General features: G+C 71.3%; 24 protein-coding genes and 1 pseudogene. 17 read left to right on the forward strand and 8 right to left on the reverse strand.

The genetic code is table 11. From position 1 onward, the window contains the following. Nucleotides 1-206: 206 nt before the first annotated feature. Nucleotides 207-2,723 carry a helicase-associated domain-containing protein gene (locus ACFY10_RS20870; RefSeq protein ID WP_390666637.1) on the forward strand — a complete coding sequence of 839 codons (2,517 nt, stop codon included), beginning with the start codon at nucleotides 207-209 and terminating at the stop codon, nucleotides 2,721-2,723. Between the two features lie 103 nt (nucleotides 2,724-2,826). Next, nucleotides 2,827-4,470, forward strand: coding sequence for a DNA repair helicase XPB (locus ACFY10_RS20875; protein WP_390666639.1), 1,644 nt, complete (start codon nucleotides 2,827-2,829; stop codon nucleotides 4,468-4,470). A gap of 19 nt (nucleotides 4,471-4,489) precedes the next feature. Here the strand turns inward: ACFY10_RS20875 and ACFY10_RS20880 are convergent, their stop codons facing one another. Further along, nucleotides 4,490-4,675 (reverse strand): hypothetical protein, encoded by a 186-nt coding sequence (locus ACFY10_RS20880; RefSeq protein ID WP_390666640.1) that lies wholly within the window; start codon nucleotides 4,673-4,675, stop codon nucleotides 4,490-4,492. Between the two features lie 286 nt (nucleotides 4,676-4,961). Here ACFY10_RS20880 and ACFY10_RS20885 point away from each other — a divergent pair, with 286 nt between their 5' ends. Beyond that, a complete protein-coding gene (locus tag ACFY10_RS20885) occupies nucleotides 4,962-7,010 on the forward strand; it encodes a HelD family protein (protein ID WP_390666641.1) in 2,049 nt (682 codons plus the stop codon). A gap of 255 nt (nucleotides 7,011-7,265) precedes the next feature. Next, nucleotides 7,266-7,919, forward strand: coding sequence for a hypothetical protein (locus ACFY10_RS20890; protein WP_390666642.1), 654 nt, complete (start codon nucleotides 7,266-7,268; stop codon nucleotides 7,917-7,919). A 10-nt stretch (nucleotides 7,920-7,929) separates the two neighbouring features. Here the strand turns inward: ACFY10_RS20890 and ACFY10_RS20895 are convergent, their stop codons facing one another. Both ACFY10_RS20895 and ACFY10_RS20900 read right to left on the reverse strand, forming a co-directional pair. Then, complete coding sequence (locus ACFY10_RS20895; RefSeq protein WP_390666643.1) at nucleotides 7,930-8,631, reverse strand: copper homeostasis protein CutC; 702 nt, start codon at nucleotides 8,629-8,631, stop codon at nucleotides 7,930-7,932. Between the two features lie 119 nt (nucleotides 8,632-8,750). Next, nucleotides 8,751-9,419 (reverse strand): maleylpyruvate isomerase family mycothiol-dependent enzyme, encoded by a 669-nt coding sequence (locus ACFY10_RS20900; protein ID WP_390666644.1) that lies wholly within the window; start codon nucleotides 9,417-9,419, stop codon nucleotides 8,751-8,753. Between the two features lie 47 nt (nucleotides 9,420-9,466). Here ACFY10_RS20900 and ACFY10_RS20905 point away from each other — a divergent pair, with 47 nt between their 5' ends. Next, nucleotides 9,467-10,138, forward strand: coding sequence for a hypothetical protein (locus ACFY10_RS20905; protein ID WP_390666645.1), 672 nt, complete (start codon nucleotides 9,467-9,469; stop codon nucleotides 10,136-10,138). A 10-nt stretch (nucleotides 10,139-10,148) separates the two neighbouring features. Beyond that, complete coding sequence (locus tag ACFY10_RS20910; protein WP_390666646.1) at nucleotides 10,149-11,216, forward strand: GNAT family N-acetyltransferase; 1,068 nt, start codon at nucleotides 10,149-10,151, stop codon at nucleotides 11,214-11,216. Between the two features lie 9 nt (nucleotides 11,217-11,225). Here the strand turns inward: ACFY10_RS20910 and ACFY10_RS20915 are convergent, their stop codons facing one another. Both ACFY10_RS20915 and ACFY10_RS20920 read right to left on the reverse strand, forming a co-directional pair. Then, the gene (locus ACFY10_RS20915) at nucleotides 11,226-11,504 is read right to left on the reverse strand and encodes a DUF4031 domain-containing protein (RefSeq protein WP_390666647.1); all 279 of its coding nucleotides are present in this window, start codon (nucleotides 11,502-11,504) and stop codon (nucleotides 11,226-11,228) included. Continuing rightward, complete coding sequence (locus ACFY10_RS20920; protein WP_390666648.1) at nucleotides 11,501-11,884, reverse strand: hypothetical protein; 384 nt, start codon at nucleotides 11,882-11,884, stop codon at nucleotides 11,501-11,503. The genes ACFY10_RS20915 and ACFY10_RS20920 overlap by 4 nt, the downstream gene beginning before the upstream one ends. A gap of 55 nt (nucleotides 11,885-11,939) precedes the next feature. Between ACFY10_RS20920 and ACFY10_RS20925 the strand changes: the two genes are divergently transcribed. Together ACFY10_RS20925 and murQ are read left to right on the forward strand one after the other, a co-directional pair. Beyond that, nucleotides 11,940-12,863 (forward strand): MurR/RpiR family transcriptional regulator, encoded by a 924-nt coding sequence (locus ACFY10_RS20925; RefSeq protein WP_390666649.1) that lies wholly within the window; start codon nucleotides 11,940-11,942, stop codon nucleotides 12,861-12,863. A gap of 35 nt (nucleotides 12,864-12,898) precedes the next feature. Beyond that, on the forward strand, nucleotides 12,899-13,834 hold the full coding sequence (gene murQ / locus ACFY10_RS20930; RefSeq protein ID WP_390666650.1) for an N-acetylmuramic acid 6-phosphate etherase: 936 nt from the start codon (nucleotides 12,899-12,901) through the stop codon (nucleotides 13,832-13,834). A gap of 3 nt (nucleotides 13,835-13,837) precedes the next feature. Here murQ and ACFY10_RS20935 read toward each other — a convergent pair whose 3' ends face one another. Next, on the reverse strand, nucleotides 13,838-14,494 hold the full coding sequence (locus tag ACFY10_RS20935; protein ID WP_390666651.1) for a class I SAM-dependent methyltransferase: 657 nt from the start codon (nucleotides 14,492-14,494) through the stop codon (nucleotides 13,838-13,840). Nucleotides 14,495-14,580: 86 nt separating this feature from the next. On the opposite strand from ACFY10_RS20935, the gene ACFY10_RS20940 reads away from it, so the two are divergent. After that, the gene (locus ACFY10_RS20940) at nucleotides 14,581-14,997 is read left to right on the forward strand and encodes a DUF3592 domain-containing protein (RefSeq protein ID WP_390666652.1); all 417 of its coding nucleotides are present in this window, start codon (nucleotides 14,581-14,583) and stop codon (nucleotides 14,995-14,997) included. Nucleotides 14,998-15,002: 5 nt separating this feature from the next. On the opposite strand, the gene ACFY10_RS20945 is transcribed toward ACFY10_RS20940, so the two are convergent. Continuing rightward, nucleotides 15,003-15,392, reverse strand: coding sequence for a hypothetical protein (locus ACFY10_RS20945; RefSeq protein ID WP_390666744.1), 390 nt, complete (start codon nucleotides 15,390-15,392; stop codon nucleotides 15,003-15,005). A gap of 115 nt (nucleotides 15,393-15,507) precedes the next feature. Here ACFY10_RS20945 and ACFY10_RS20950 point away from each other — a divergent pair, with 115 nt between their 5' ends. The 8 genes and pseudogenes from ACFY10_RS20950 (at nucleotide 15,508) to ACFY10_RS20985 (ending at nucleotide 20,181) form a co-directional block, all read left to right on the forward strand. Continuing rightward, complete coding sequence (locus tag ACFY10_RS20950) at nucleotides 15,508-16,347, forward strand: Scr1 family TA system antitoxin-like transcriptional regulator (RefSeq protein WP_390666653.1); 840 nt, start codon at nucleotides 15,508-15,510, stop codon at nucleotides 16,345-16,347. Further along, nucleotides 16,331-16,594 (forward strand): DUF397 domain-containing protein, encoded by a 264-nt coding sequence (locus ACFY10_RS20955; protein ID WP_390666654.1) that lies wholly within the window; start codon nucleotides 16,331-16,333, stop codon nucleotides 16,592-16,594. Before ACFY10_RS20950 ends, ACFY10_RS20955 begins: the two co-directional genes overlap by 17 nt. Before the next feature lie 89 nt (nucleotides 16,595-16,683). Continuing rightward, a complete protein-coding gene (locus ACFY10_RS20960) occupies nucleotides 16,684-17,658 on the forward strand; it encodes an ankyrin repeat domain-containing protein (protein ID WP_390666655.1) in 975 nt (324 codons plus the stop codon). 278 nt (nucleotides 17,659-17,936) lie between these two features. Further along, nucleotides 17,937-18,182: pseudogene (locus ACFY10_RS20965) on the forward strand (hypothetical protein); the annotation flags it as partial. A gap of 206 nt (nucleotides 18,183-18,388) precedes the next feature. Beyond that, nucleotides 18,389-18,982, forward strand: coding sequence for a Uma2 family endonuclease (locus ACFY10_RS20970; protein WP_390666745.1), 594 nt, complete (start codon nucleotides 18,389-18,391; stop codon nucleotides 18,980-18,982). Nucleotides 18,983-19,055: 73 nt separating this feature from the next. Continuing rightward, entirely contained in the window at nucleotides 19,056-19,331 is a 276-nt protein-coding gene (locus tag ACFY10_RS20975; protein ID WP_390666656.1) for a type II toxin-antitoxin system Phd/YefM family antitoxin, read from the forward strand. 11 nt (nucleotides 19,332-19,342) lie between these two features. Beyond that, complete coding sequence (locus ACFY10_RS20980; RefSeq protein ID WP_390666746.1) at nucleotides 19,343-19,579, forward strand: type II toxin-antitoxin system RelE/ParE family toxin; 237 nt, start codon at nucleotides 19,343-19,345, stop codon at nucleotides 19,577-19,579. 32 nt (nucleotides 19,580-19,611) lie between these two features. Then, nucleotides 19,612-20,181, forward strand: a complete 570-nt coding sequence (locus tag ACFY10_RS20985) for a hypothetical protein (RefSeq protein ID WP_390666657.1) — start codon at nucleotides 19,612-19,614, stop codon at nucleotides 20,179-20,181. 44 nt (nucleotides 20,182-20,225) lie between these two features. Here ACFY10_RS20985 and ACFY10_RS20990 read toward each other — a convergent pair whose 3' ends face one another. After that, the gene (locus ACFY10_RS20990; protein ID WP_390666658.1) at nucleotides 20,226-21,746 is read right to left on the reverse strand and encodes a carboxylesterase/lipase family protein; all 1,521 of its coding nucleotides are present in this window, start codon (nucleotides 21,744-21,746) and stop codon (nucleotides 20,226-20,228) included. Between the last annotated feature and the right edge of the window lie 37 nt (nucleotides 21,747-21,783).

A 21,783-nucleotide genomic window follows, 5' to 3' on the forward strand; every position in this document is an offset into this window, starting at 1 on the left:
GCAGGGAGCCCAGGGTGACGAGTGCGTGCCGAGTGCTGCCAGGGTTGTCGCAGACCTCCGGATGAAGTTCATCCGCAGGCCAACTGGGAAACGCCCCGTTAGCCAAATCAGCCCGTCCGGCGTTTGAGGACGAGGCCCCTCGGGCCGATCGGGGGTCTGGGGGCAGAGCCCCCAGGGACGCGAGCCCACCCGCTACCGTGAGTCAGATGAGCACCCCGGCCAATCCGCCACGCTCCCTCGCTGAGGCGCTGCGCGTCAGGGACGACGCATCCCTCGCGGAGCTGCTGCGCGCCCGCCCCGACCTCATCACGCCCGTCCCCACCGACCTCACCCAGCTGGCGACCCGGGCCGGCACGCGCGCGTCCGTCGTACGGGCGCTGGAGCGGCTGGACCGTTTCGCGCTGCAGACGGCCGAGGCGCTGGCGGTGGCCGCTGATCCGGCCGGGTACGAGGAGCTGTCCGGGCTGATGAGCGGTGACGGGGGCGACCCGGCGGTCGCCGCGGCGCTCCCCCGTGCCCTCGGCACCCTGCGTGGGCAGGCCCTGGTGTGGGGCGGCGACGACCGGCTGCGGCTGGTGCGGACGGCCCGTGAGCTGCTCGCGCCGTCGCCGCAGCATCCGTCGCCGACAGGCCTCGGGCCGACGGTGCAGGAGGCGGCGGCGGGCATGTCGCCGGGGCGGATCCAGGAGATCGTCACCGCGGTCGGGCTGCCCTCGACGCACGACTCCGTCTCCGCCGTGGCCTCGCTGACAGCCCTGTACGGCGACCGCGCCCGCATGGCGGCGCTGCTGGCCGAGGCGTCCCCCGAGTCGCGGGAGGTGCTGGACCGGCTGGTGTGGGGGCCGCCGTACGGGCAGGTCACCGCCGATCCGGCCGCGCGCCTGCGCTGGCTGCTGGACCGGGGGCTGCTGCTGCCGACGGCGCCCGGGACGGTCGTACTCCCCCGTGAAGTGGCCCTGCACCTGCGCGGCGGCCGTGCGCATCGCGCCGCCGAGCCGCTGCCGCCCGCCCTGGAGGCGACGGCCACGCACCGTCCACAGGTTGTGGACGCGACGGCGGCCGGGCAGGCGTACACCGCGCTGGCGACGGTGGAGGAGCTGCTGAAGGACTGGGACGAGGGCGGGCCCACGGTGCTGCGGGCGGGCGGCCTGAGCGTGCGCGACCTCAAGCGCACCGCCGTCGCACTCGACGTGTCCGAACCCGTCGCCGCCTTCTGGGTCGAGCTCGCCTACACGGCCGGGCTGCTGGCGTCCGACGGGGAGGCCGACGAGCGGTATGCGGCGACCCCGGCCTACGACGAGTGGCTGGAGCTGCCGGCCGCCGAACGCTGGGCGCAGCTGGCTCAGGCGTGGCTGACGGCGACGCGGACGGCCGGGGTCGTCGGCGGGCGGGACGCGAAGGAACGCACGTTGTCGGCGCTGGGACCGGGACTCGACCGCTCCGCCGCCCCGGAGGTACGGCACCGGGTGCTGAGCCTGCTGGCCGGGCTGCCGGAGGGTGCCTCCCCGTCCGCGCAGTCGGTCCTCGCCCGGCTGCGCTGGGAACGGCCCCTGCGCGGCCCCCAGCAGAACGACGACCTGCGCGGACGGCTCGCCACCTGGGCGCTGTCGGAGGCGGAGATGCTGGGCGTGACGGGGCGGGGCGCGCTGTCGGCGCACGGCAGGGCGCTGCTCGGGGCGCCCGCGCCCGCACCGAAGACGGCCGATCCCGCACAGGAGGGCCCCGGCGACAAGCTCCCCGTCCACCACATGCCGGTCTCCCTGGAGCCCCTCTCACCCACCGAACAGGCCACTGCCTCCGCCGCGGCCGGCCGTCTCCTCGCCCCTCTCCTGCCCGAACCCCTGGACCACGTCCTGCTCCAGGCGGACCTGACGGCGGTCGCCCCGGGCCCGTTGAAGCGCCCGCTGGCCGACATGCTGGACGTGCTGGCGGACGTGGAGTCGAAGGGCGGGGCGACGGTCTACCGCTTCACTCCGGGTTCGGTACGGCGCGCTCTGGACGCTGGCCGCACCGCCACCGACCTGCACGCCTTCCTGACCGCGCACTCGCGCACGCCCGTCCCGCAGCCGCTGACGTACCTGATCGACGACGTGGCCCGCAAGCACGGGCACCTCCGGGTGGGCGCGGCCTCGGCGTACGTCCGCTGCGACGACGACGCACTGCTGAACGAGATCATGGCCGACAAGCGCGCCGCGGCCCTGCGCCTGCGCCGCCTGGCCCCCACCGTTCTCGCCACCCAGGCCGACCCGGCGGCCCTCCTCGACGGCCTGCGCGCGATGGGCTTCGCACCGGCCGCGGAGTCGGCGGAGGGCGACGTCCTGATCACCCGCGCCGACGCCCACCGCACCCCGCACCGCACCGCCCCCGAGCCGGTCCCGGACGGCCCGCCGACCCCGGACAGCACGCTCCTGGCCGCGGCGATCCGCGCGATCCGGGCCGGCGACCTGGCCTCCACGACCCCGCGCAAGCAGCCCCCTTCGGCGAGCGGCGCCCTCCCGCGCACCAGCTCCGCCGAGACCCTCGCCACCATGCAGGCCGCCGTCCTCACCGGCGAGGCCCTGTGGATCGGCTACGTCAACGCCGAGGGCGCCGCCAGCCAGCGCGTCATCGCCCCGATCCGCGTCGAGGGCGGCTTCGTGACGGCGTACGACCATACGGCGGACGAGGTGCGGACGTATCCGCTGCACCGGGTCACGGGCGTGGCGGAACTCGCGGAAGACTGATCAGGACCGGTCACGACTGGTTCACGACCGGCCGTGATCGTCCCCGTATGCGGCACACTGGACGTTTGGCCGAGACCTCTGGCCTAGGGAAAGGGTGCCCCGCGTGAATGGTCCACTCATCGTCCAGTCCGACAAGACCCTGCTCCTCGAAGTCGACCACGAGCAGGCCGACGAGTGCCGTCGGGCCATCGCGGCGTTCGCGGAGCTGGAGCGGGCGCCCGAGCACATCCACACGTACCGGGTGACGCCGCTGGGGCTGTGGAACGCGCGGGCGGCCGGGCACGACGCCGAGCAGGTCGTGGACGCACTGGTGAAGTACAGCCGGTACCCCGTGCCGCACGCGCTGCTCGTCGACGTCGCCGACACCATGGACCGGTACGGGCGGCTGACCCTCAGCAAGCACCCCACGCACGGCCTGGTCCTCACGACCACCGACCGGCCGGTGCTGGAGGAGATCCTGCGGTCGAAGCGGGTCGCTCCGCTGGTCGGGGCGCGGATCGACCCGGACACCGTCGCGGTGCATCCGTCCGAGCGCGGGCAGATCAAGCAGACGCTGCTGAAGCTGGGCTGGCCCGCCGAGGACCTCGCGGGGTACGTCGACGGCGAGGCGCATCCGATCGAGCTCGACGAGGACGGGTGGGCACTGCGGCCGTACCAGAAGCAAGCCGTGGAGAACTTCTGGCACGGCGGGAGCGGGGTCGTCGTGCTGCCTTGCGGGGCCGGGAAGACGCTGGTCGGCGCCGGGTCCATGGCCCAGGCCAAGTCGACCACCCTCATCCTCGTCACCAACACCGTCTCGGCGCGGCAGTGGAAGCACGAGCTGGTGAAGCGGACCTCGCTGACCGAGGACGAGATCGGTGAGTACAGCGGTACGCGCAAGGAGATCCGGCCGGTCACCATCGCCACGTACCAGGTGCTGACCACCAAGCGGAAGGGCATCTATCCGCATCTCGAGCTCTTCGACTCCCGCGACTGGGGGCTGATCGTCTACGACGAGGTGCATCTGCTGCCCGCGCCGGTCTTCAAGTTCACGGCGGACCTGCAGGCGCGGCGGCGGCTGGGTCTGACCGCGACCCTGGTGCGGGAGGACGGGCGCGAGTCCGACGTCTTCTCGCTCATCGGGCCCAAGCGGTTCGACGCGCCGTGGAAGGAGATCGAGGCGCAGGGGTACATCGCGCCCGCCGACTGCGTGGAGGTCCGGGTCAATCTCACCGACTCCGAGCGGCTCGCCTACGCCACCGCCGAGCAGGAGGAGAAGTACCGCTACTGCGCGACCACGGAGACGAAGCGGAAGGTGACCGAGGCGATCGTGCGGCGGTTCGCCGGGCAGCAGATCCTCGTCATCGGGCAGTACATCGACCAACTCGACGAGCTGGGCGAGCACTTGAACGCGCCCGTCATCAAGGGCGAGACCTCCAACGCCCAGCGCGAGAAGCTCTTCGACGCCTTCCGGGAGGGCGAGATCAGCGTGCTGGTGGTGTCCAAGGTCGCGAACTTCTCCATCGACCTGCCGGAGGCGACCGTCGCCGTCCAGGTGTCGGGCACGTTCGGGTCACGGCAGGAGGAGGCCCAGCGGCTGGGGCGGGTGCTGCGGCCCAAGGCCGACGGGCACCAGGCCCACTTCTACTCCGTCGTCGCCCGGGACACGATCGACCAGGACTTCGCCGCACATCGCCAGCGGTTCCTGGCGGAGCAGGGGTACGCGTACCGGATCGTGGACGCGGACGAGATCCTGGCGGGGGGCTGACCGGACGGGGTGCGGTACGTCACTTACGGCGTACGCCCGCTTCCTCGCCGTACTCACCGAGGATGACCACGTCGAACGCGGCGCCCACGAACACCTTCACGGCGCGCAGGGCGTCGCCGAGGCGGTGGCGGTGACTGCCGAGGACTGGGGTGGCGCCGGGCGGGCCCGGCCTGCCGGGGCCTGGGGTGATGGTTGCTGCGCTCATGTATCCATGGTGGATCGCCAGGCATAAGGAGAGCATCGGCCCGCGGGCCGAACCTGAGTCGTCGCCGCGTACGACTTCGGGCGCGGCCATCCCTCCCTGGTACTACGGGGAAATCCCCTAGGGGACCCCCGGGGCGATGGGGGATGGAAAACCGTTGGCCCCCGTCTCCCCCGTTCACCTAGAATCTCCGCTCTTGCCCGCCTCCCTCCATGGAGCGCCGCCGCCCGGACGGAAACCGGACGGCACATCGCAGACTTCAGCCCGCAGGTCCTTCGGAGGCACCCCCTTGTCCACGCCCGTCGACGACGACCCCCTCTCCCGTGAGCGCTCCCATCTCGCCGACTCACGCGCCGCCCTGCGCGCGATGCGCGAGGACGTCGAGTCGCTCGACATCCGCGATGTCACCGCGAACTGGGTCAACGCCGAGGTCCTGGCCCGCCAGATCGACGAGCGGATCAAGGCGCTGGCCGACCTGAGCGACACCCCGCTGTTCTTCGGCCGCCTCGACTATCTGCACTCCCCCGGCGCCGACCGGGCCGAGGGCGCGGAGGGCGAGCGCTTCTACATCGGGCGCCGGCACGTCCACGACCACGACGGCGATCCGATGGTCATCGACTGGCGGGCGCCGGTCTCGCAGCCGTTCTACCGGGCGTCCAAGAAGGACCCGCTGGACATCGCGCTGCGCCGCCGCTTCGGGTACACCCGCGGCGACATCACGGCGTACGAGGACGAGCACCTCTCCGACCCTGCCGAGGCGGCCCGCACCAGCAAACTGCTCCAGCAGGAGATCGAGCGCCCGCGCGTCGGCCCGATGCGGGACATCGTCGCGACCATCCAGCCCGAGCAGGACGAGATCGTGCGGAGCGGGCTGGGCGGGACGGTGTGCGTGCAGGGAGGGCCGGGGACCGGGAAGACGGCCGTCGGCCTGCACCGGGTCGCGTATCTGCTCTACGCCCACCGCGACCGTCTCGCCCGCACCGGCACGCTCGTCATCGGGCCGAACAAGTCCTTCCTGCACTACATCGAGCAAGTCCTGCCCGCGCTGGGCGAGTTGACGGTCCAGCAGGCCACCGTGGACGACCTCGTGGCAGGAGGCCTCGAGATCAGGGGCGCCGACGACGCGGCGGCCGCGGTCATCAAGGGCGACGCGAGGATGGCGGAGGTGCTGCGGCGGGCCGTCCACTCCCACGTCACCATGCCGACCGAACCGGTCGTCGTCGTGCGCGGCTCACGCCGCTGGCGTGTCCCGGCGTACGAACTCGAGGACATCGTCCGGGAGTTGCTTGACCGCGGCATCCGCTACGGCGCCGCCCGCGAGGCCCTTCCGCAGCGCATCGCGCACGCCGTGCTGGTGCAGATGGAGCGGTCGGGGGAGGCGCCGGACGACCGGGTGCAGGACGCGGTGGCCCGCAACGCGGCGGTGAAGGCCGCCGTCAAACAGATGTGGCCGCCGGTCGACCCGGCGAAGCTGGTCCTGCGCCTGCTCGCGGACGCGGACTTCCTCGCCGTACACGCGGACGGAATCCTCACCGAGGACGAGCAGAAGACGATCCTCTGGACGAAGCCGGCCCGGAGCGTGAAGTCCGCCAAGTGGTCCGCCACGGATGCGGTGTTGATCGACGAGGCGACGGACCTCGTGCAGCGCACGCACTCCCTCGGACACGTCGTCCTGGACGAGGCGCAGGACCTCTCCCCCATGCAGTACCGCGCGGTCGGCCGCCGCTGCACCACCGGCAGCGCGACCGTCCTGGGCGACCTGGCGCAGGGCACCACGCCCTGGGCGACGCGGAGTTGGGACGAGGCCCTGTCCCACCTCGGCAAGGCGGACGGCGTCATCGAGGAACTGACCGCCGGTTTCCGCGTCCCGACGGACGTCATCACGTACGCCTCCCGGCTGCTCCCGCACATCGCCCCCGGCCTCACCCCGGTCGCCTCGGTCCGCGAGAACCCCGGCTTCTTCGCCCTGCGCGAGATCACCGACCCCACCCAAGTGATCGCCGCCTGCGAGGAGTTGCTCCGGAACGAGGGCTCGACCGGCCTGATCGCGGCCGACGCCCGCATCCCGGAGCTGGCGGAGTGGCTCACAGCGGCCGGGATCCCGTACCTCGCCCCCGGCGAGGAGACGACGGCCGAGACCCGCCTCACCCTGGTCCCGGCGTCCCTCGCGAAGGGCCTGGAGTACGACTACGTGGTACTGGACGAGCCGCAGGCGGTGGTGGACGGCGAGCCGGACGAACGGACCGGCCTGCGCCGCCTGTACGTGGCGCTGACCCGAGCGGTGTCCGGGCTGATCGTGACGCATGCGGCGCCGCTGCCGCCGCAGCTGGCCGAGTAGGGTGCTCTTCCGTTCTGACATGTCCCCTTGGAAAGGCCCGAGTTGAGCACGCCGCCGCCCCCGCACCCTGCCTACCAGCCGATTCCGGGGCCGTATCAGCACCCTTCCGGGCCGTATCAGCAGGCGCCGGGCCCAGGTCCGTACGCGCAGCCCTCCGGGGCGCACCCGCCCGCTCCCTCCTGGCCGCAGCAGCACGGCGGCGGCCCCTGGGGACCGGTGGGCGGGCCGGGGGCGGCCTGCCAGGTGTGCGGCGCGATGCCCGCCGCGCCGGTGACGGTCCGCGGTCACCAGGGCATGGTGGTGATGATGCGGTTCCTGCGGCGGGAGGGGATGTTCTGCCGTACCTGCGCGCTGGCGAGCTTCCGGGACATGCAGGCGGACACCATGGTGATGGGCTGGTGGGGACCGCTGTCGGTGTTCATCACGCCCTTCACGCTGTTGGCCAATCTCAGCACCCTGTCCGGCATCCGGCGCATCCCGGAGCCGGCCACGGCGGGCTTCCGGCCGCCGCTGGATCCGGGCAAACCGGTGTTCCGGCGGCCGGCGGGCGTACTGGCGCTGATCCCGCTGTGCCTGGTCGGCCTCGTGATGGTCGCGATTCCGCTGCTTCTGATCATCGGCCTGGTGGTCGGGCCGAGTCACGGCAGCGACAGCGGCTACAGCACCGACAGCAGCGTCGGCTACCCGACCCTGACGGTCGGCTCGTGCGCGCGTAACGCCACGGACTGGCCCGCACAGGATCTCAGGCCCGAGTCCTGTGACTCCCCGAGCGCGGAGCTTCGCGTCTACGCCCCGGCGAACGACTCGTGCGCGTCCGGGGACTACGTGGCCTACATGGGGTACAGCAAGGACGACGACACGGGTCTGTGCCTGCGGCCTCTGAAGGGCCACACACTCCCGCACCGCTAGGGAGTCCCGCTCAACGCCCGTCCAGGACCTGCCGCCACTCCCGTACCGACTCCGCCGAGACCGGTGCCTCCCAGCCGCCCGGCCTCGCAGCCCCGCCGATGTGAAACGCGTCGATCCCGGCGGCCTTGAGCTGCGGCACATGGTCCAGCCGCAGCCCACCGCCGACCATGATCTGCGGCTCGTACCCGGGCTCCCCTCGCCGTCCCGCCTCGGCGAGCAGCGTGGGGAGGCCGTCGTCCACCCCCGCCGCCGACCCGGCCGTAAGGTACGTGTCCAGCCCCGGCAGATCCGCCAACTGCTTCCGCAGCCCATCCCGGTCCGCAGCGCGGTCGATCGCCCGGTGGAAAGTCCAGCGGCAGCCGTCCAGTTCCCCCACGAGCCGCTCCACGACCGCCAGATCCACCCATCCGTCCGTGTCGAGAAACCCGAACACGAACTCCTCGGCCCCGGCGGCCCGCATGTCCCGTGCGACCCGGACCAGCTGCGTGACGTCCTCGGCGCCTCCGGCGGCGAACCCGTCCGCCAACCGCAGCATCACGCGCAGGTCGATGTCGACGGCGGCGCGGATCCCGGCGAAGGTGCGGGCCGACGGGGTCAGCCCGTCGGCCGCCATGTCGGTGACCAGCTCTAGGCGGTCCGCGCCTCCGGCCTGGGCGGCGACCGCGTCCTCGACATCGAGTGCGATCACCTCCAGGACTGCATGCGCCTTCATAGGACCCCTTCCGTCGGTGTTTCCCTGGAGCGGCTACAGGTCTAGTCCAATCTCAGGGTACGACGGCGGGGTGGACGACCGCGAGATCACCCCCCGGGGCGGAGGAGATGTTCAGGCCGTCATCCGAACATGTTCAGCTCGGCCGCCTCCGCTCCCACCAGCTCGTACGACGTGCCCTCCGGCACCGAACGGCCCGCGTAGAGCCGTACGAGGGTTGCCGCGTCGCCGATGAACCGCGCCGGGTTCCGCTCCCCGCTCGCCTCCCCCAGCAGCAGCGGCTCGTCCATGTCGTCGAGGTCGGCGTGCAGCGGCAGGCGGCCCCTCTCCCGGGTGATCCGGGCGAGGAGGGTGAGGGCGTCCGGGAGGCCGGCGCCCGCGTATGCGCCCGGTTCGCCCCAGACGTCACGCACGTCGCCCGCGTGCACCCACTCCCCCAGCGCGACCCTGTCCAGCACCCCGCCCGCCTTGGCGATCACCGGGCCCGCCTCGGTCATCCCGCGCTCCAGCTCGTCCACGACCTGCTGATTGCTCCACTCCGCACGCTCGGCGATGTCCCGGTCGTTGGCGGCGGGCGAGAAGACTCCCTCCTCGAAACGGCTCTCCACCACCCGCAGCAGCGCGGACGAACAGTGCGCGAGAACATCCCGCACCGTCCACCCCGGACACGCGGTGGTCGGCAGCGTGAAGTCCGCGTCCGGGCGGGCGCGGAGGATCGGGATCAGGGCGTCGCGCTCCACGGTCAGGAGGCGTCCGGGCAGTTCGGGGTCGCGTACCTCGGCAGTAGTCATGGGCTCCACGCTAGGGGTCACCCCTTGATCGGCGGGAGAATGCGCACATGGCCGATCACGCACCGCTCGACGCCCTGCGCACCCGCTGGACCCGCACGCTGGAGGGGGCCCGGGGCTCCTCCACCGGCCCCGACCCGGCCCCGTACGCCGACAACCTGCTCGCCCGCTGGCAGGAACCGCAGCGCCACTACCACACGCTTGCGCACCTCACGGCGGTCCTCGACCACGTCGACGTGCTCGAGAAGTACGCGGCCGACCCGGACGTCGTCCGCCTCGCCGCCTGGTTCCACGACGCGGTCTACTTCCCCGACCGTTCCGAGAACGAGGAGCGTTCGGCCCGCCTCGCCGAGCGTGCCCTCCCGGAGGCGGGGGTCTCCGCCGCGAAGACCGCCGAGGTGGCCCGCCTGGTCCGCCTCACCGTCACCCACGACCCGGCCGACGACGACCTGGACGGCCAGGTCCTGTGCGACGCGGACCTCGCGATCCTCGCCTCGCCGCCGTCCGCGTACGCCGCCTACACGGCCGCCGTACGCGAGGAGTACCACTTCGTCCCGAGCGACGCCTTCCGCGAGGGCAGGGCGGCCATCCTGCGCCAACTCCTCGACCTGCCACGGCTGTTCAGGACGCCGTACGGACAGGAGAAGTGGGAGGCTACGGCCCGCTACAACCTGGGCGCCGAGCTGGAAATGCTGTCGCCCCCGACGGACCCGGCCGCATAGTCTGCGCCCCATGCATGCATGGGGCGGGGACCAGGTGGAAGAGGCCGTGGCGGGCTGCGTGGCGGCGCTGCGGCCGGCGGTGGACCGGGACTGGACGGAGGTGAAGGCGGCCGGGCTGGACTGGAACTGCCACGTGACGGCGTTCCACATCGCGGAGGACCTCATCGCGTACGCCGCCAACCTGGCAGGACGCGCGAAGGACGACTACGTCCCCTTCGAGCTCACCCTCGACGAGGGCACCGACAACACAGGCCTGCTGCATGTCATCGAGACGACCGGCGCCCTGCTCGCCGCAGCCGTCCGCACCGCACCGCGCGAGGCCCGCGGCTTCCACCCGTACCCGTTCCGCAGCGCGAACCGCGAGGGCTTCGCCGCGATGGGCATCGCCGAGGTCCTCGCCCACACCTACGACATCACGGGCGGCCTGGGCCTGGAGTACGAACCCCCCGCCGCACTGGCCGAGTCCGTCCTCACCCGCATCTTCCCGCACGTCCAGCCGGGCCCCGACCACTGGCGCACGTTCCTGTGGGCCACCGGCCGCGGCGAACTCCCCGGCCGCGCCCGCCTCACCGAGTGGCGCTGGAACAACAACCTCGTCATCCCGACCGACCGCCTCACCCTGCAGGGCCTCACGCCCGCGGCCGCACACGACCTGGTGGCGGGCGGCGACGGCGGCTTCGAGTGGCTCGACGGCGGCCCGTTCGAGGGCACCCGGGAGGCCTCGGGCTTCATGCTGAAGGCGTACGAAGGAGGCGTGCACCGCCCGGAGTTCGGCGTCTTCGCCCTCGTACGCCGCGAGGACGGCCGCGCGATCGGCGGCATCGGCTTCCACGGCGTCCCCGACGAGGAGGGCCGCACCGAGATCGGCTACGACCTCACCGAGGCCGCCCGCGGCAACGGCTACGCGACCGAGGCACTGCGCGCACTCTCCGAATGGGCGCTGGCACGGGCCGACGTCCACACCCTCTTCGCGACGATCGACCGGGCCAACCTCCCCTCCCAGGCGGTGGTCACCCGCGCGGGCTTCAGAAAGGCGGGCGAGGACGAGGAGGAGCTCGCCTACGAACTGGGTCGCTGAGCCCGCCCTCTACGAACTGGGCCGCTGAACCCGCCCCTTCGGCTGCCGCAACCCGGCCCGGGTCAGCAGCTGCACCACCTCACGGCTGCTGACCTGCACGGCCCCCGCCGCCACCGCATCCGCATACCGATGCGACGGAATGTCGTAGTGGTCCCGTTCGAAGGCGCGCGGCGGCACGCCCAACTTCTCGGCGAACACGTGCAGTTCGTCGTACGAGACGTCGCTGACGAGGTGTGACCACATGCGCCCGTGTCCGGGCCAGGTCGGCGGGTCGATGTACACGGTCACGAGGGCGCCGACCCGCCCCTGGCCGAGCCCAGCGTCCCCACCGCCGCGACCTTCACGCCCGCCTTGTGGCAGACCCAGTGCGGATCGGGGCCGAGCTCCGGCTCGACGTCGAGGGCGTGCGGGTCGCCCCCGCCGCAGACCGGGCACAGGGGCCAGCGGCCGTACGTCTCCAGCAGGGCGTCCTGGACGTCCTGCGCGACGAGCCCGGCGACGTACTCGACGCCCTCCGGCCACTGCTCCACCCACCAGCGCCGCTGTACGACGGACTCCTCGACCATGGACACCACGTCCGCCGCGGCGACCTCGCCCGCGGCCAGATCGGCGAGCACGAGGGCGCGTGCCGCGTGCAGCGCCTGCTCCAAGGGACTGATGGGGTGCATGCCCCCATTGTGCGCACTCTTGACCGGGACACCGAGCCGAAAATATCTTTCACAGGTGACCCAGAACGTGAAGGAAATTTTCTCCGGCTCGGCAGGCCGGGCGAGTGCGCCTCCCGCTCCCGCTGCCCTCGCCGCCAAGGTGCGCACCCTCGCGCCCTCCATGACCCGCTCCATGCAGCGCGTCGCCGAGGCCGTCGCGGGCGACCCGGCCGGCTGCGCGGCCCTCACGGTCACCGGTCTCGCCGAGCTCACGGGCACCAGCGAGGCGACGGTCGTACGGACGGCCCGGCTGCTCGGGTATCCGGGATATCGCGATCTGCGCCTCGCCCTCGCGGGGCTGGCGGCGCAGCAGCAGTCCGGGCGAGCGCCTGCCATCACCACCGACATCGCGGTCGACGATCCCATCGCCGATGTCGTCGCGAAACTCGCCTACGACGAGCAGCAGACGCTGGCCGATACGGCGGCGGGCCTGGACACGGTGCAGCTGGGGGCGGCCGTGGCCGCGGCGGCCGTGGCCCGGCGGATCGATGTGTACGGGGTCGGGGCGTCCGGTCTCGTCGCCCAGGACCTCACACAGAAGCTGTTGCGCATAGGGCTGATAGCCCAGGCGCACAGCGATCCGCACCTGGCCGTGACGAACGCGGTGCAGTTGCGGGCAGGGGATGTCGCCATCGCGATCACGCACTCCGGCTCCACGGGGGATGTCATCGAGCCGTTGCGGGTGGCCTTCGAGCACGGGGCGACGACGGTGGCGATCACCGGGCGGCCGGACGGGGCGGTCGCTCAGTACGCCGACCATGTGCTGACGACATCCACCGCGCGGGAGAGCGAGCTGCGCCCGGCGGCGATGTCGTCCCGGACCAGCCAACTCCTCGTCGTGGACTGCCTGTTCGTGGGGGTGGCGCAGAAGACGTACGAGACGGCGGCGCCTGCGCTGGCCGCTTCTTACGAGGCCCTGGCGCACCGGCATCGCAGGTAAGAGACCGCACCGCACACTTGAAAGAGCCGCCCCTCATGACCTCAACATCCAACCCCCGTGATCTCCGCGCCGAGTTGGAATCGCTCACCACCGAGGCCTTCCGGCCCGAGCTCGCCGACATCGACCGACTGCCCACTCTCGACATCGCCCGGCTCATGAACGGCGAGGACGCGACCGTCCCGACAGCCGTTGCCCGGCAGCTTCCTTCCATCGCCGCCGCCATCGACGCCGTGGCCGAGCGGATGGCGCGCGGCGGGCGGCTGATCTACGCCGGGGCCGGGACCGCCGGCCGGCTCGGCGTACTGGACGCTTCCGAATGTCCGCCGACCTTCAACACCGACCCCGAGCAGGTCGTGGGCCTGATCGCGGGCGGCCCCGACGCCATGGTCACCTCCGTCGAGGGCGCCGAGGACTCCGCGGAGCTCGCCCGCAGCGACCTCGACGCATTGCGCCTCCTCGCCGCCGACACGGTGGTCGGGGTCTCCGCCTCCGGCCGCACCCCGTACGCGATCGCCGCCGTGCAACACGCCCGCAGACATGGCGCGTTGACCATCGGTCTCGCCTGCAACGCCGACAGCGCGCTCGCCGCGGCCGCGGAGCACGGCATCGAGATCGTCGTCGGCCCCGAGCTTCTCACCGGCTCCACCCGCCTCAAGGCGGGCACGGCCCAGAAGCTCGTGCTCAACATGCTCTCCACGATCACGATGATCCGTCTCGGCAAGACCTACGGGAACCTGATGGTCGACGTACGCGCCTCGAACGAGAAGCTGCGCGCCCGCTCGCGGCGGATCGTCGCCCTCGCGACGGGAGCGTCGGACGACGAAATCGAGCGAGCCCTCGCGGCCACCGACGGCGAGGTGAAGAACGCGATCCTCACGATCCTGGCCGACGTCGACGGCCCGACGGCGGCCCGCCTGCTGGAGGACTCCGACGGCCATCTACGAGCGGCACTGGCTGCGGCGGCCCGCTGATACTCATGCACGCCAGACGAGCGTGTACCGCCAGAACAACCGCCGCCGCAGCCGAGCGCCGGGAAGGATGCGGCGCGCCTCCCGCACGATCTCGGCGAACGCGGCGTCCGCGGGCCGGGTCACGGCGGTCATGGAGGCGGGCCGGGCCGCCGTACGCCCGCGGTTCTTCACCCACCCCGTGACGGCGTTGAGCGGAATCGACGCGTACCCCAGCAGATGGTCGACGAACGCCTCCTCACGGGCGAGCCCGACGACCAACAGCGTCCCGCCGGGGGCGAGTTGCTGCCGGAAGCGGGTGAGGGTCTCGGCGAGCGGCAGATGATGAAGTACGGCAACGCAGGTGATGACGTCGTACGACCCAGGAGGCAGCCCGCCCGGTGCACCGGCGACGGAGAAGGTGACATGGGGATACCGGTCGCCGGCCAGCTCCCTTGCCCTGTCCACGATCCCCGGATCCGAGTCGACCCCGCACACCTCCTTCGCCCGCCCCGCGAGCAGCCGCACCAGGTCGCCGGTCCCGCAGCCGACGTCCAGGGCGCGATCGATGCGGCGGGGCAACTGCCGTAGCAGCCATGGGTGGTAGTGGGCGTTGTGGTCCCAGGGGTGGGCGGCGTTGAAGCGTTCCAGGGCTCGCAGGACGCGCGGCGTGAGGATCTTCATCAGGGCAGTTCACCAAACAACTGGTGGGCTCGCGCATGAAGTAGCGTGCGACGACAGGTCCCGGGTGACGAGGAGATACAGGGTTTATGGGCGGGTTGATCGGCGCGGGAGTTCCGCTGCTGCTCGGGACGGTGTTCATGACAGTCGGCGTCATGGTCGGGCGCCGGTCACGCAGACTGCGGCAGGAGGGGACGCAGACCAGCGCAACTGTCGTCGGCTTCAAGACCCACCGCGACTTCGATTCGAACCGCACGATGTACCAGCCGGTAGTCCAGTGGGTGACCGGTGACGGCCGGACGGTGGAGACCGTGTCCTCGGTCGCCAGCAGTTCGGTCGGCGACCTCCGCCGGGGCGCGGCGGTGACCGTCTTCTACGACCCGGACAACCCGAAGCGGATGCTCATCGACGGCCACGACGGCGGCGTGCTGGTTGTCGTCTTCTGCATTCTGGGCGCCGTGGGCCTGGCGGCCGGCCTGCTCGTCGCCTGGTTCACCGCCACCTGACGCCCTCACGAGAGCCGCGCCTCCCGGTTCCGGCTCCGCACCCGAGCCCGCAACACCTCCTCCGGCGGCGCAGCCCCCACCGCCTCCGCCGGGCACTCCCACTCCCGCCCGCCGCCGACCGGCCGCAACTGCACCCCGCCGCCGCCATGCCCCATGACCTCACCGATCCGCCCGTCCCGAGCATCGATTGCGTACGCACCGACCGCCGGCCGCTCCCCCCGCAGCACGGACGCCAGCCTCTCGGCGGTGCGGACATTGCAGCGACCGAGGTCGACCAGAGCGAACGGCTCCTCGCTTGCGCCGGTCACGGGATCGACGCACAGGGACGGCAGGGCGACACCGACGCCCGTGAGAGCCTCCCGCAGGGTTTCCACGACTTCTTCGGTCGACCGCACGTTGCTCATACCTCCACGCTGAGTTTGCTGTTCGCAACACAGCGTGGCCACAACGCCCCTAACCTGGCCATACGAAACGTTCCAACAACGCCCTCCGTCAGACAGGGAGTTGCACATGCCGGGACCGAAGGACCTCGATCCGTCGTCTTCGCCGCGGGCCCTGCTGGGTGCGGAGTTGCGGCACGCGCGCGAGAAGGCCGGGTTGAGCCAGGAGGAGCTGGGGCTACGGCTGTTCGTGAGCGGGTCGTTCATCGGGCAGTTGGAGGCGGGGACTCGGCGGATGCAGCCGGAGTACGCGCGGATGCTGGACGAAGTCCTGGAGACGGGGGGCTTCTTCTTGCGGAACTGCAAGGCTGCCAACAAGTCCAAGCACGCGGAGCACTTCGCAGAGGCGGCGGAAGCCGAGGCTCAAGCTACGGCGATCAGGCAGTACGCACCGCTGCTGATTCCCGGACTGCTGCAGACGCCCGCGTACGCATGGGCCGTGAACCGCGCCTACGACCCGACGGCGCCAGAGGAAACCGTCGAGGAGTGGACGGAAGGCAGGATGACGCGAACCCGCCTGCTCGACCATCCAACAAGGCCGATGTTGTGGGTAGTGCTCGAAGAGGCGGCGTTGCGTCGGGAGACAGGTGGCCGGGTGGTAATGGCGGAGGCCTTGCGTCACATCGCCGGACTAGCCCGCCGGAGCCGGGTCATCGTGCAGGTACTGCCATTCAGCGCGGGTGCGCACGCGGCGATGCAAGGCGCCATGAAATTGATGGAGTTCGAAGACGCCCCTCCGCTTGTCTACTACGAAGGGGTGCGCACCGGGCGGCTGGAGGATGACCCAGCCACGGTCGCCCAACTGAGGTTCACGTTCGATCTCCTCGTGGCCTCCGCACTCTCGCAGGGGAAGTCCCTGGCTCTGATCGAGGCGCTGGCGCAGGATTACGCCCATGAGGAACATTCCTGACTACGACCTGAGCACGACCGTATGGCACAAGTCGAGCTACAGCGGCGGTGGCGGCGGCAACTGCCTGGAAGTCGCCCGCTGGCGCAAGTCGACGTACAGCGGCGGCGGTGGCGACGACTGCCTCGAAGTAGCCGACGGCCACCCCGCCATCGTCCCCGTCCGCGACTCCAAGAACCCCCACGGCCCGAAGCTCGTGTTCCGGGCGCAGGCCTGGGCCGCGTTCGTCGATGACGTGAAGGCCCGGTAGGACGGCCCCTTCCCCAAGCCCAGCCCCGTTGTCAGTGGCGGCTGCGATGGTGTGGGTACGGAGATCGGCGGGCCGGGGAGGGGCACGGGATGACGGGCAGGGACGCCAACGGCTGGGCGGGCATGGACTATCGGGGCTGGGAGGACCACGCGGACGTGGCGCGGCGCCTCGATGCGGGAGCCGACCCGGAGAGGTGGGGCGGCGGCGGCTCACGCCCCCTGCACCGGGCGGCGGTGTTCGGCTCGCCCGAGACCGTCACTGAACTGGCCCGGCGCGTGGCAGACGTCGACGCGCTGGAGAACGGGACGACGGCACTGTGGGACGCGGTGGTGGCCGACCGTACGGAGAACGCGCGAGCGCTGGCCGCCGCCGGAGCCGACCCGGGGTGGGTCGGGCACGGCGGCTGGACGCCGGGGCGGCTGAGCCTCGCCGGGCCGGAGCCCGACCTGTTCGCCGCGCTGCCCGAGGCTCAGCCCGGCCTGACGGCGGCGGAGCGCGCGGTGGTGGAGGAGGGCCGACGGCTCATCACGGCGCTCGGCGACTTCTACGACGACGGCTTGGGGCTGGCGTGCGTGGCCGGGATCGACGCCGAGGAGGCGATACGCCGCCTGGAGGCGACGCCGGCCGACGCCGCGCTGATGGCCGACCTGCTGGCGGACCCGTACGCCTACGACCTGGACGAGACACTGCGGCTCGTCGGCGTGACGACCGTGCCGGGCGGCGCCGTCCTCACCCAGCCGTGGGGATACGGCCCTTCGATGGCCGGCGTCCACACCCGCCTCTCCGCGGACACCGTCTCCTACGGCCTGTACGCCAACCCGAAGAGCGGCAACCAGGGCAGCATCCACCGCGACGGCGTCTGCGAGGGCTGGGACCTGCACCCGGGAGGCGGTCCGTACGCGGAGGAAGGCCCGGCGGAGGTCCTGTTCTCATACGTCCACAGCCACAGCGCGGTGGCCTACTCGCTCGCGTACGCCGGTCTGCGCCCGACCGACGCCCGCCCGGTCCTCGGCCCGCCGGACCACTGGGTCGAACTCCCGGATCGCGACTACTGGACGATCTGACGAAGGCTCCCGAAGCTCAAGCCCCCAGCCCCGAGCCCTCTTTCTGTGGAATGGGTGGAGGTCTCAACCCACCCTCCCACCCGGCGAGTTGACTTGACGCGTTCGGCTTGCCACGCACAGTGACGATCGTCTAGCGTGCCCGCATAACGAACAGCCCCCGCCAGGTGCTACCAACACCTGCGGGGGCTTGACCTACAAGATCGAAGGAACAGTTCGATCCCATGGCTGAAGCCAACCTTAGTGCTACCTCCCTGCCCGCGCACGCGCTCCCGCACCCCATGGCCAATCCGGGCTACGGCAAGCGCTCCGCCCCGGACCAACACCCCCGCACCGCACACGACTTCGCCCACCTCCCGCCCCGCGAAGCCGCCATCGCCGCGTATGTCGACCGCCTCCCCGACGGCGCCGACATCTCCGTAAAGACGCTGGCCAAGACGCTGCCGTACGGACAGTGCGCCCTCCGCACCGCCCTCAACAACCTGCAACGCGCAGGGCACTTACGCCGAGGCCGCGAACACCTCGCCGAGCCGGGCGGCATCTGCGGCGCATGCCGGGGCGAACGCGCCCCCGGTCGCGACCACACGCCTCTTCCGGCCTCCGCAGTCCACACCCGCGCGGCAGAAATCCGTGCCGCAATGTCCCAACAACAACAGAGGACACACCCGTGACGGAACGCCCGCACTTGTACCTCGAAGATTTCGAGGAGTTGGCCGACGTGGCCCCGCAACATGTGCAGCTCGAATTCGTCGACGGGCAGCTTCACACGAAGCGCCCTCTCAACGTTGAGGACTTCGAGGAACTTGAACGCCGGGCTCCCGAGACCGTTCGACTCGAGTACATCAACGGCAAGCTAGAGCTCAAAGCCATGTCGGACGGCAACCACAGCTGCATCTTCATGTGGCTTCTGCGCCAGTGCATGCAACAGCGTCCTGATCTCAGTCTCTACACCGGATCAGGAGTCAAGACCGAGGCCAACCGCAAGGGCCGCGCCCGTACAGACGGGGTTCTCGCGCCTCGGGGCCATTTCAGGGGCCATGGTGAGTGGTCCGACCCTGGTGGCATCCTCATGATCGTCGAGATCACCTCCCGTCATCCCGACACCAACCGCCGAGACCGCGTCGACAAGCCCGTCGGCTACGCGGAAGCCGACATCCCCCTCTACCTCCTTGTCGACCGCGAGAACAGCACGACCACCGTGTACCGCAGGCCGACGGATGGCCGTTATGAGCAGGCGCTCTGCCAGCCGTGGGGTGCCACCGTCGAGCTGCCTTTCCCCGTCAATATCACCCTGAGCACCGAGAGGCTGAAGGACTATGCCGACTGATATCGACACGCATCGACTCAGAAGCAGCCAAATGAACCCACTGCACACACCCGCAGATGTGTACAGTTTTCCCATGGACACGTACCCGCTCGTGGAAGCCCGCAACCAGCTCGGCCAACTGGTCGGCCGTGTCCGGCACGGCCAGGAGCACATCCTGATCACCGAGTACGGCAAGCCCGCCGCCGCACTCATCCCGATAAGCGAGCTGGAAGAGCTGCAGCGACTGCGTGACGAAGCCGACGTCGCCGAAGCCCGAGCCCGTGAGGCGGCTCCGGCCGGCCCACCGGTGTCCCACGACGAGTTCATGGCACAGCTGGAGGCAGAGGACCGCCGAGAGGCCGCTTCGTGACATACGCGGTGGTGTGGGAACACCATGCCATGAACGAGTTCCGACGACTCCGTGCCATTGACCCCACAGGAGCCAAGGCGACTGCCGTGGCGGTACGAGCGCTCGCCGACGACCCCCGCCCGGAGGCGGCCCGCGCTCTGGGCGGCTCCGGGTACTACCGGCTGCACGCGGGAAGTTGGCGTGTGCTGTACCGGCCGGACGGCGACACCGTCACCGTCCACGTGCTGAAAGTCGGCCGCGCCAACTGACCGAGGCCCCCGCAAGAAACGGAGCCGCACCCGTGAACCACGCCCAGCTCAACGCCCTCGGCCGCGCCCTCCGCCTCCTAGGCGAGCACGGCGAGGCCCTCACCGCCGACACCCCGGACGCCAAACTCCACGAGGTCAAGGCCGACCTCCGCCGTGCCCTGGACCTGCTGAGCGAGAGTGTCACGGGCGCCGCCCCCGCCACCCGCTGCCCCGAGCACCCCAACGGGCCCGTCGACGAGAACGCCCACGACCTCTGCCTGCTCTGCGAGACCAGGCGCCGGGCGGCCCGCCGCGTCGAGTTCAACGGCGGCCCCGTGCCCCCGCACGCCACCGAGACCGCCCCCTCCCGCTACGGCGTCAGCGCCGACCGCCCGCAGCCCCAGCAGCGCTGGCTGCCGGAGGCGTGGAACGGCCAGGCATGGCAGCTGTGCGGCACCCCGCGCCGGGACCTGCGCGAGGCCGAGCTGTATCTCGCCGCCCAGCGCCGCGGCCCCCGCGCCGCCATGGCGTACCGACTCGTCCACGAGTTCACCGACTACGAGGTGCTGCGCGTCTGGGGCACGCCGGTGAAGGTCGACATCGAGCCGCTGGGCAACCTCTAGGCCCCTGCTTGCCCCTGCTTGCCCCTGCTTGCCCCTGCTTGCCCCTACTTGAGGAGCGGGAGCGGCGCGAACTCGTACCCCTCCCACAACCGCCGCGACGCCTCCTCCGGATACGGCACGACCTGCGACTTCGGCTCCGCATCCAGCACCTGGACCAGGCGTTCTGCCCCCTCGAACGCCGGCCAGCCCGGATCCCCGGTCCGCGCAAAGGCCGTCCACGAAGCCCGAAAACGCGCCGACAGCTCCTCCGCCTCCGCCGGAACCCCGCTCTCCGCGAACAACAGAAGCCCGAGGTCGGCCTCGAACGTGCCGAACAGCAGCGGAATGTCGAGCCCGTGGCACGCCCCGAGGACTCCACCGGCCCCGGGCGCCGGCCAGGTCAGCTCGTAGACGTGAGCGCGCCCGCCACCCGCGATCTGCGCCTCGGCCAGCTGCAGTGACGGCATGTTGAACAGCCAGTCCGTCTGGACGCGTTCGAACAGCTCACCCGGCCCGGCCTCCGGAAAGGCCGCGCGATACGACCGCTCCCCGTCCGGCCCCGGCCCGAACGTCCGCAGCGCCCAGCCCGCCTGCTCCTCCCCGATCTTGCCCAGCATCCCGCCGAGCACGAGGAACAGCCGGAACTCGTCCCGGTTGTGACCGACGAGAAGGTCGACGTCCCTCCCCGCGCCCGCCTTCAGCGCCTGCCAGGGAGTGCACGGCAGCACCTCGCCGTCGACCACCGGGGAGAAGGGCGTGGCCGTAGGGGCCACCTGCCCCCACCGGTCGGCGTACGACATCATCTTGGCGCTCAACGCCTCGCCCACCGAGGTCAGTTGACGGGGATCGACGGTCGCGAGATCGGCCGCGGTGGGCCGCAGCCCCGCCTCCTCCGCGATGGCGGACGCGATGTCACGGGCCAGCTCGGCGGAGAAGTAGGTCCCCGGAACGCTCTGCGCGATCGCCCGCCGGAAGAGCCCCCGCGCGCCGGGCATGGCCAGCAGCGAGGCCACCGACCCCGCGCCCGCCGACTCGCCGAAGACGGTCACCTGCCCGGGATCGCCACCGAACTCCGTGATGTTGTCCCGCACCCACTCCAGGGCAGCCACCTGATCGAGCAGCCCCCGATTGGCAGGCGCACCCTCAATCAGTGCGAAACCCTCGATCCCCACCCGGTAGTTGAGCGTCACGACGACCAAGTCGCCTTTGCCCGCGATGTGTTGGGCGTCGTAACCGGGGCTTCCGGAGTGGCCGAGCTTGTAGGCACCGCCGTAGATCCACACCATCACCGGCCGACGGGCCGCCGAATCCACTTCCGGCGTCCAGACGTTGACGGTCAGCCAGTCGTCCCCCTCGGGAGCGTTCAGTACGCCCTTACGGCCCTGGATGCCGGACTCCTGCGGGGGCGGCGGCCCGAAGTCGTACGCATCCCGGGTCCCCTCCCAGGCCCGCACCGGACGCGGCGCCCCGAACCGGGCTTCCCCGACGGGCGGTTCGGCGAACGGGATACCGCGGAACACCGTCAGCCCGCCCTCACGGCGGCCACGCACCGCTCCGGCGACGGTACGCACGACTGTCGTCGTCATCATTGACTCCTGGCTGGGGGGTTGTTTAGGGGTCGTT

It is taken from the genome of Streptomyces sp. NPDC001401 (genome assembly GCF_042895385.1).
Classification (GTDB): domain Bacteria; phylum Actinomycetota; class Actinomycetes; order Streptomycetales; family Streptomycetaceae; genus Streptomyces.

Bases quoted from the DNA above. Each gene is read 5' to 3' on its own strand.
- ACFY10_RS20895 (WP_390666643.1), bottom strand. From the start codon at position 8,631: ATGAAGGCGCATGCAGTCCTGGAGGTGATCGCACTCGATGTCGAGGAC.
- ACFY10_RS20935 (WP_390666651.1), bottom strand. From the start codon at position 14,494: ATGAAGATCCTCACGCCGCGCGTCCTGCGAGCCCTGGAACGCTTCAAC.
- ACFY10_RS20940 (WP_390666652.1), top strand. From the start codon at position 14,581: ATGGGCGGGTTGATCGGCGCGGGAGTTCCGCTGCTGCTCGGGACGGTG.
- ACFY10_RS20910 (WP_390666646.1), top strand. From the start codon at position 10,149: ATGCATGCATGGGGCGGGGACCAGGTGGAAGAGGCCGTGGCGGGCTGC.
- ACFY10_RS20960 (WP_390666655.1), top strand. From the start codon at position 16,684: ATGACGGGCAGGGACGCCAACGGCTGGGCGGGCATGGACTATCGGGGC.
- ACFY10_RS20920 (WP_390666648.1), bottom strand. From the start codon at position 11,884: ATGCACCCCATCAGTCCCTTGGAGCAGGCGCTGCACGCGGCACGCGCC.
- ACFY10_RS20900 (WP_390666644.1), bottom strand. From the start codon at position 9,419: ATGACTACTGCCGAGGTACGCGACCCCGAACTGCCCGGACGCCTCCTG.
- murQ (WP_390666650.1), top strand. From the start codon at position 12,899: ATGACCTCAACATCCAACCCCCGTGATCTCCGCGCCGAGTTGGAATCG.
- ACFY10_RS20950 (WP_390666653.1), top strand. From the start codon at position 15,508: ATGCCGGGACCGAAGGACCTCGATCCGTCGTCTTCGCCGCGGGCCCTG.
- ACFY10_RS20990 (WP_390666658.1), bottom strand. From the start codon at position 21,746: ATGACGACGACAGTCGTGCGTACCGTCGCCGGAGCGGTGCGTGGCCGC.
- ACFY10_RS20905 (WP_390666645.1), top strand. From the start codon at position 9,467: ATGGCCGATCACGCACCGCTCGACGCCCTGCGCACCCGCTGGACCCGC.
- ACFY10_RS20955 (WP_390666654.1), top strand. From the start codon at position 16,331: ATGAGGAACATTCCTGACTACGACCTGAGCACGACCGTATGGCACAAG.
- ACFY10_RS20975 (WP_390666656.1), top strand. From the start codon at position 19,056: ATGGACACGTACCCGCTCGTGGAAGCCCGCAACCAGCTCGGCCAACTG.
- ACFY10_RS20870 (WP_390666637.1), top strand. From the start codon at position 207: ATGAGCACCCCGGCCAATCCGCCACGCTCCCTCGCTGAGGCGCTGCGC.
- ACFY10_RS20890 (WP_390666642.1), top strand. From the start codon at position 7,266: ATGCCCGCCGCGCCGGTGACGGTCCGCGGTCACCAGGGCATGGTGGTG.
- ACFY10_RS20880 (WP_390666640.1), bottom strand. From the start codon at position 4,675: ATGAGCGCAGCAACCATCACCCCAGGCCCCGGCAGGCCGGGCCCGCCC.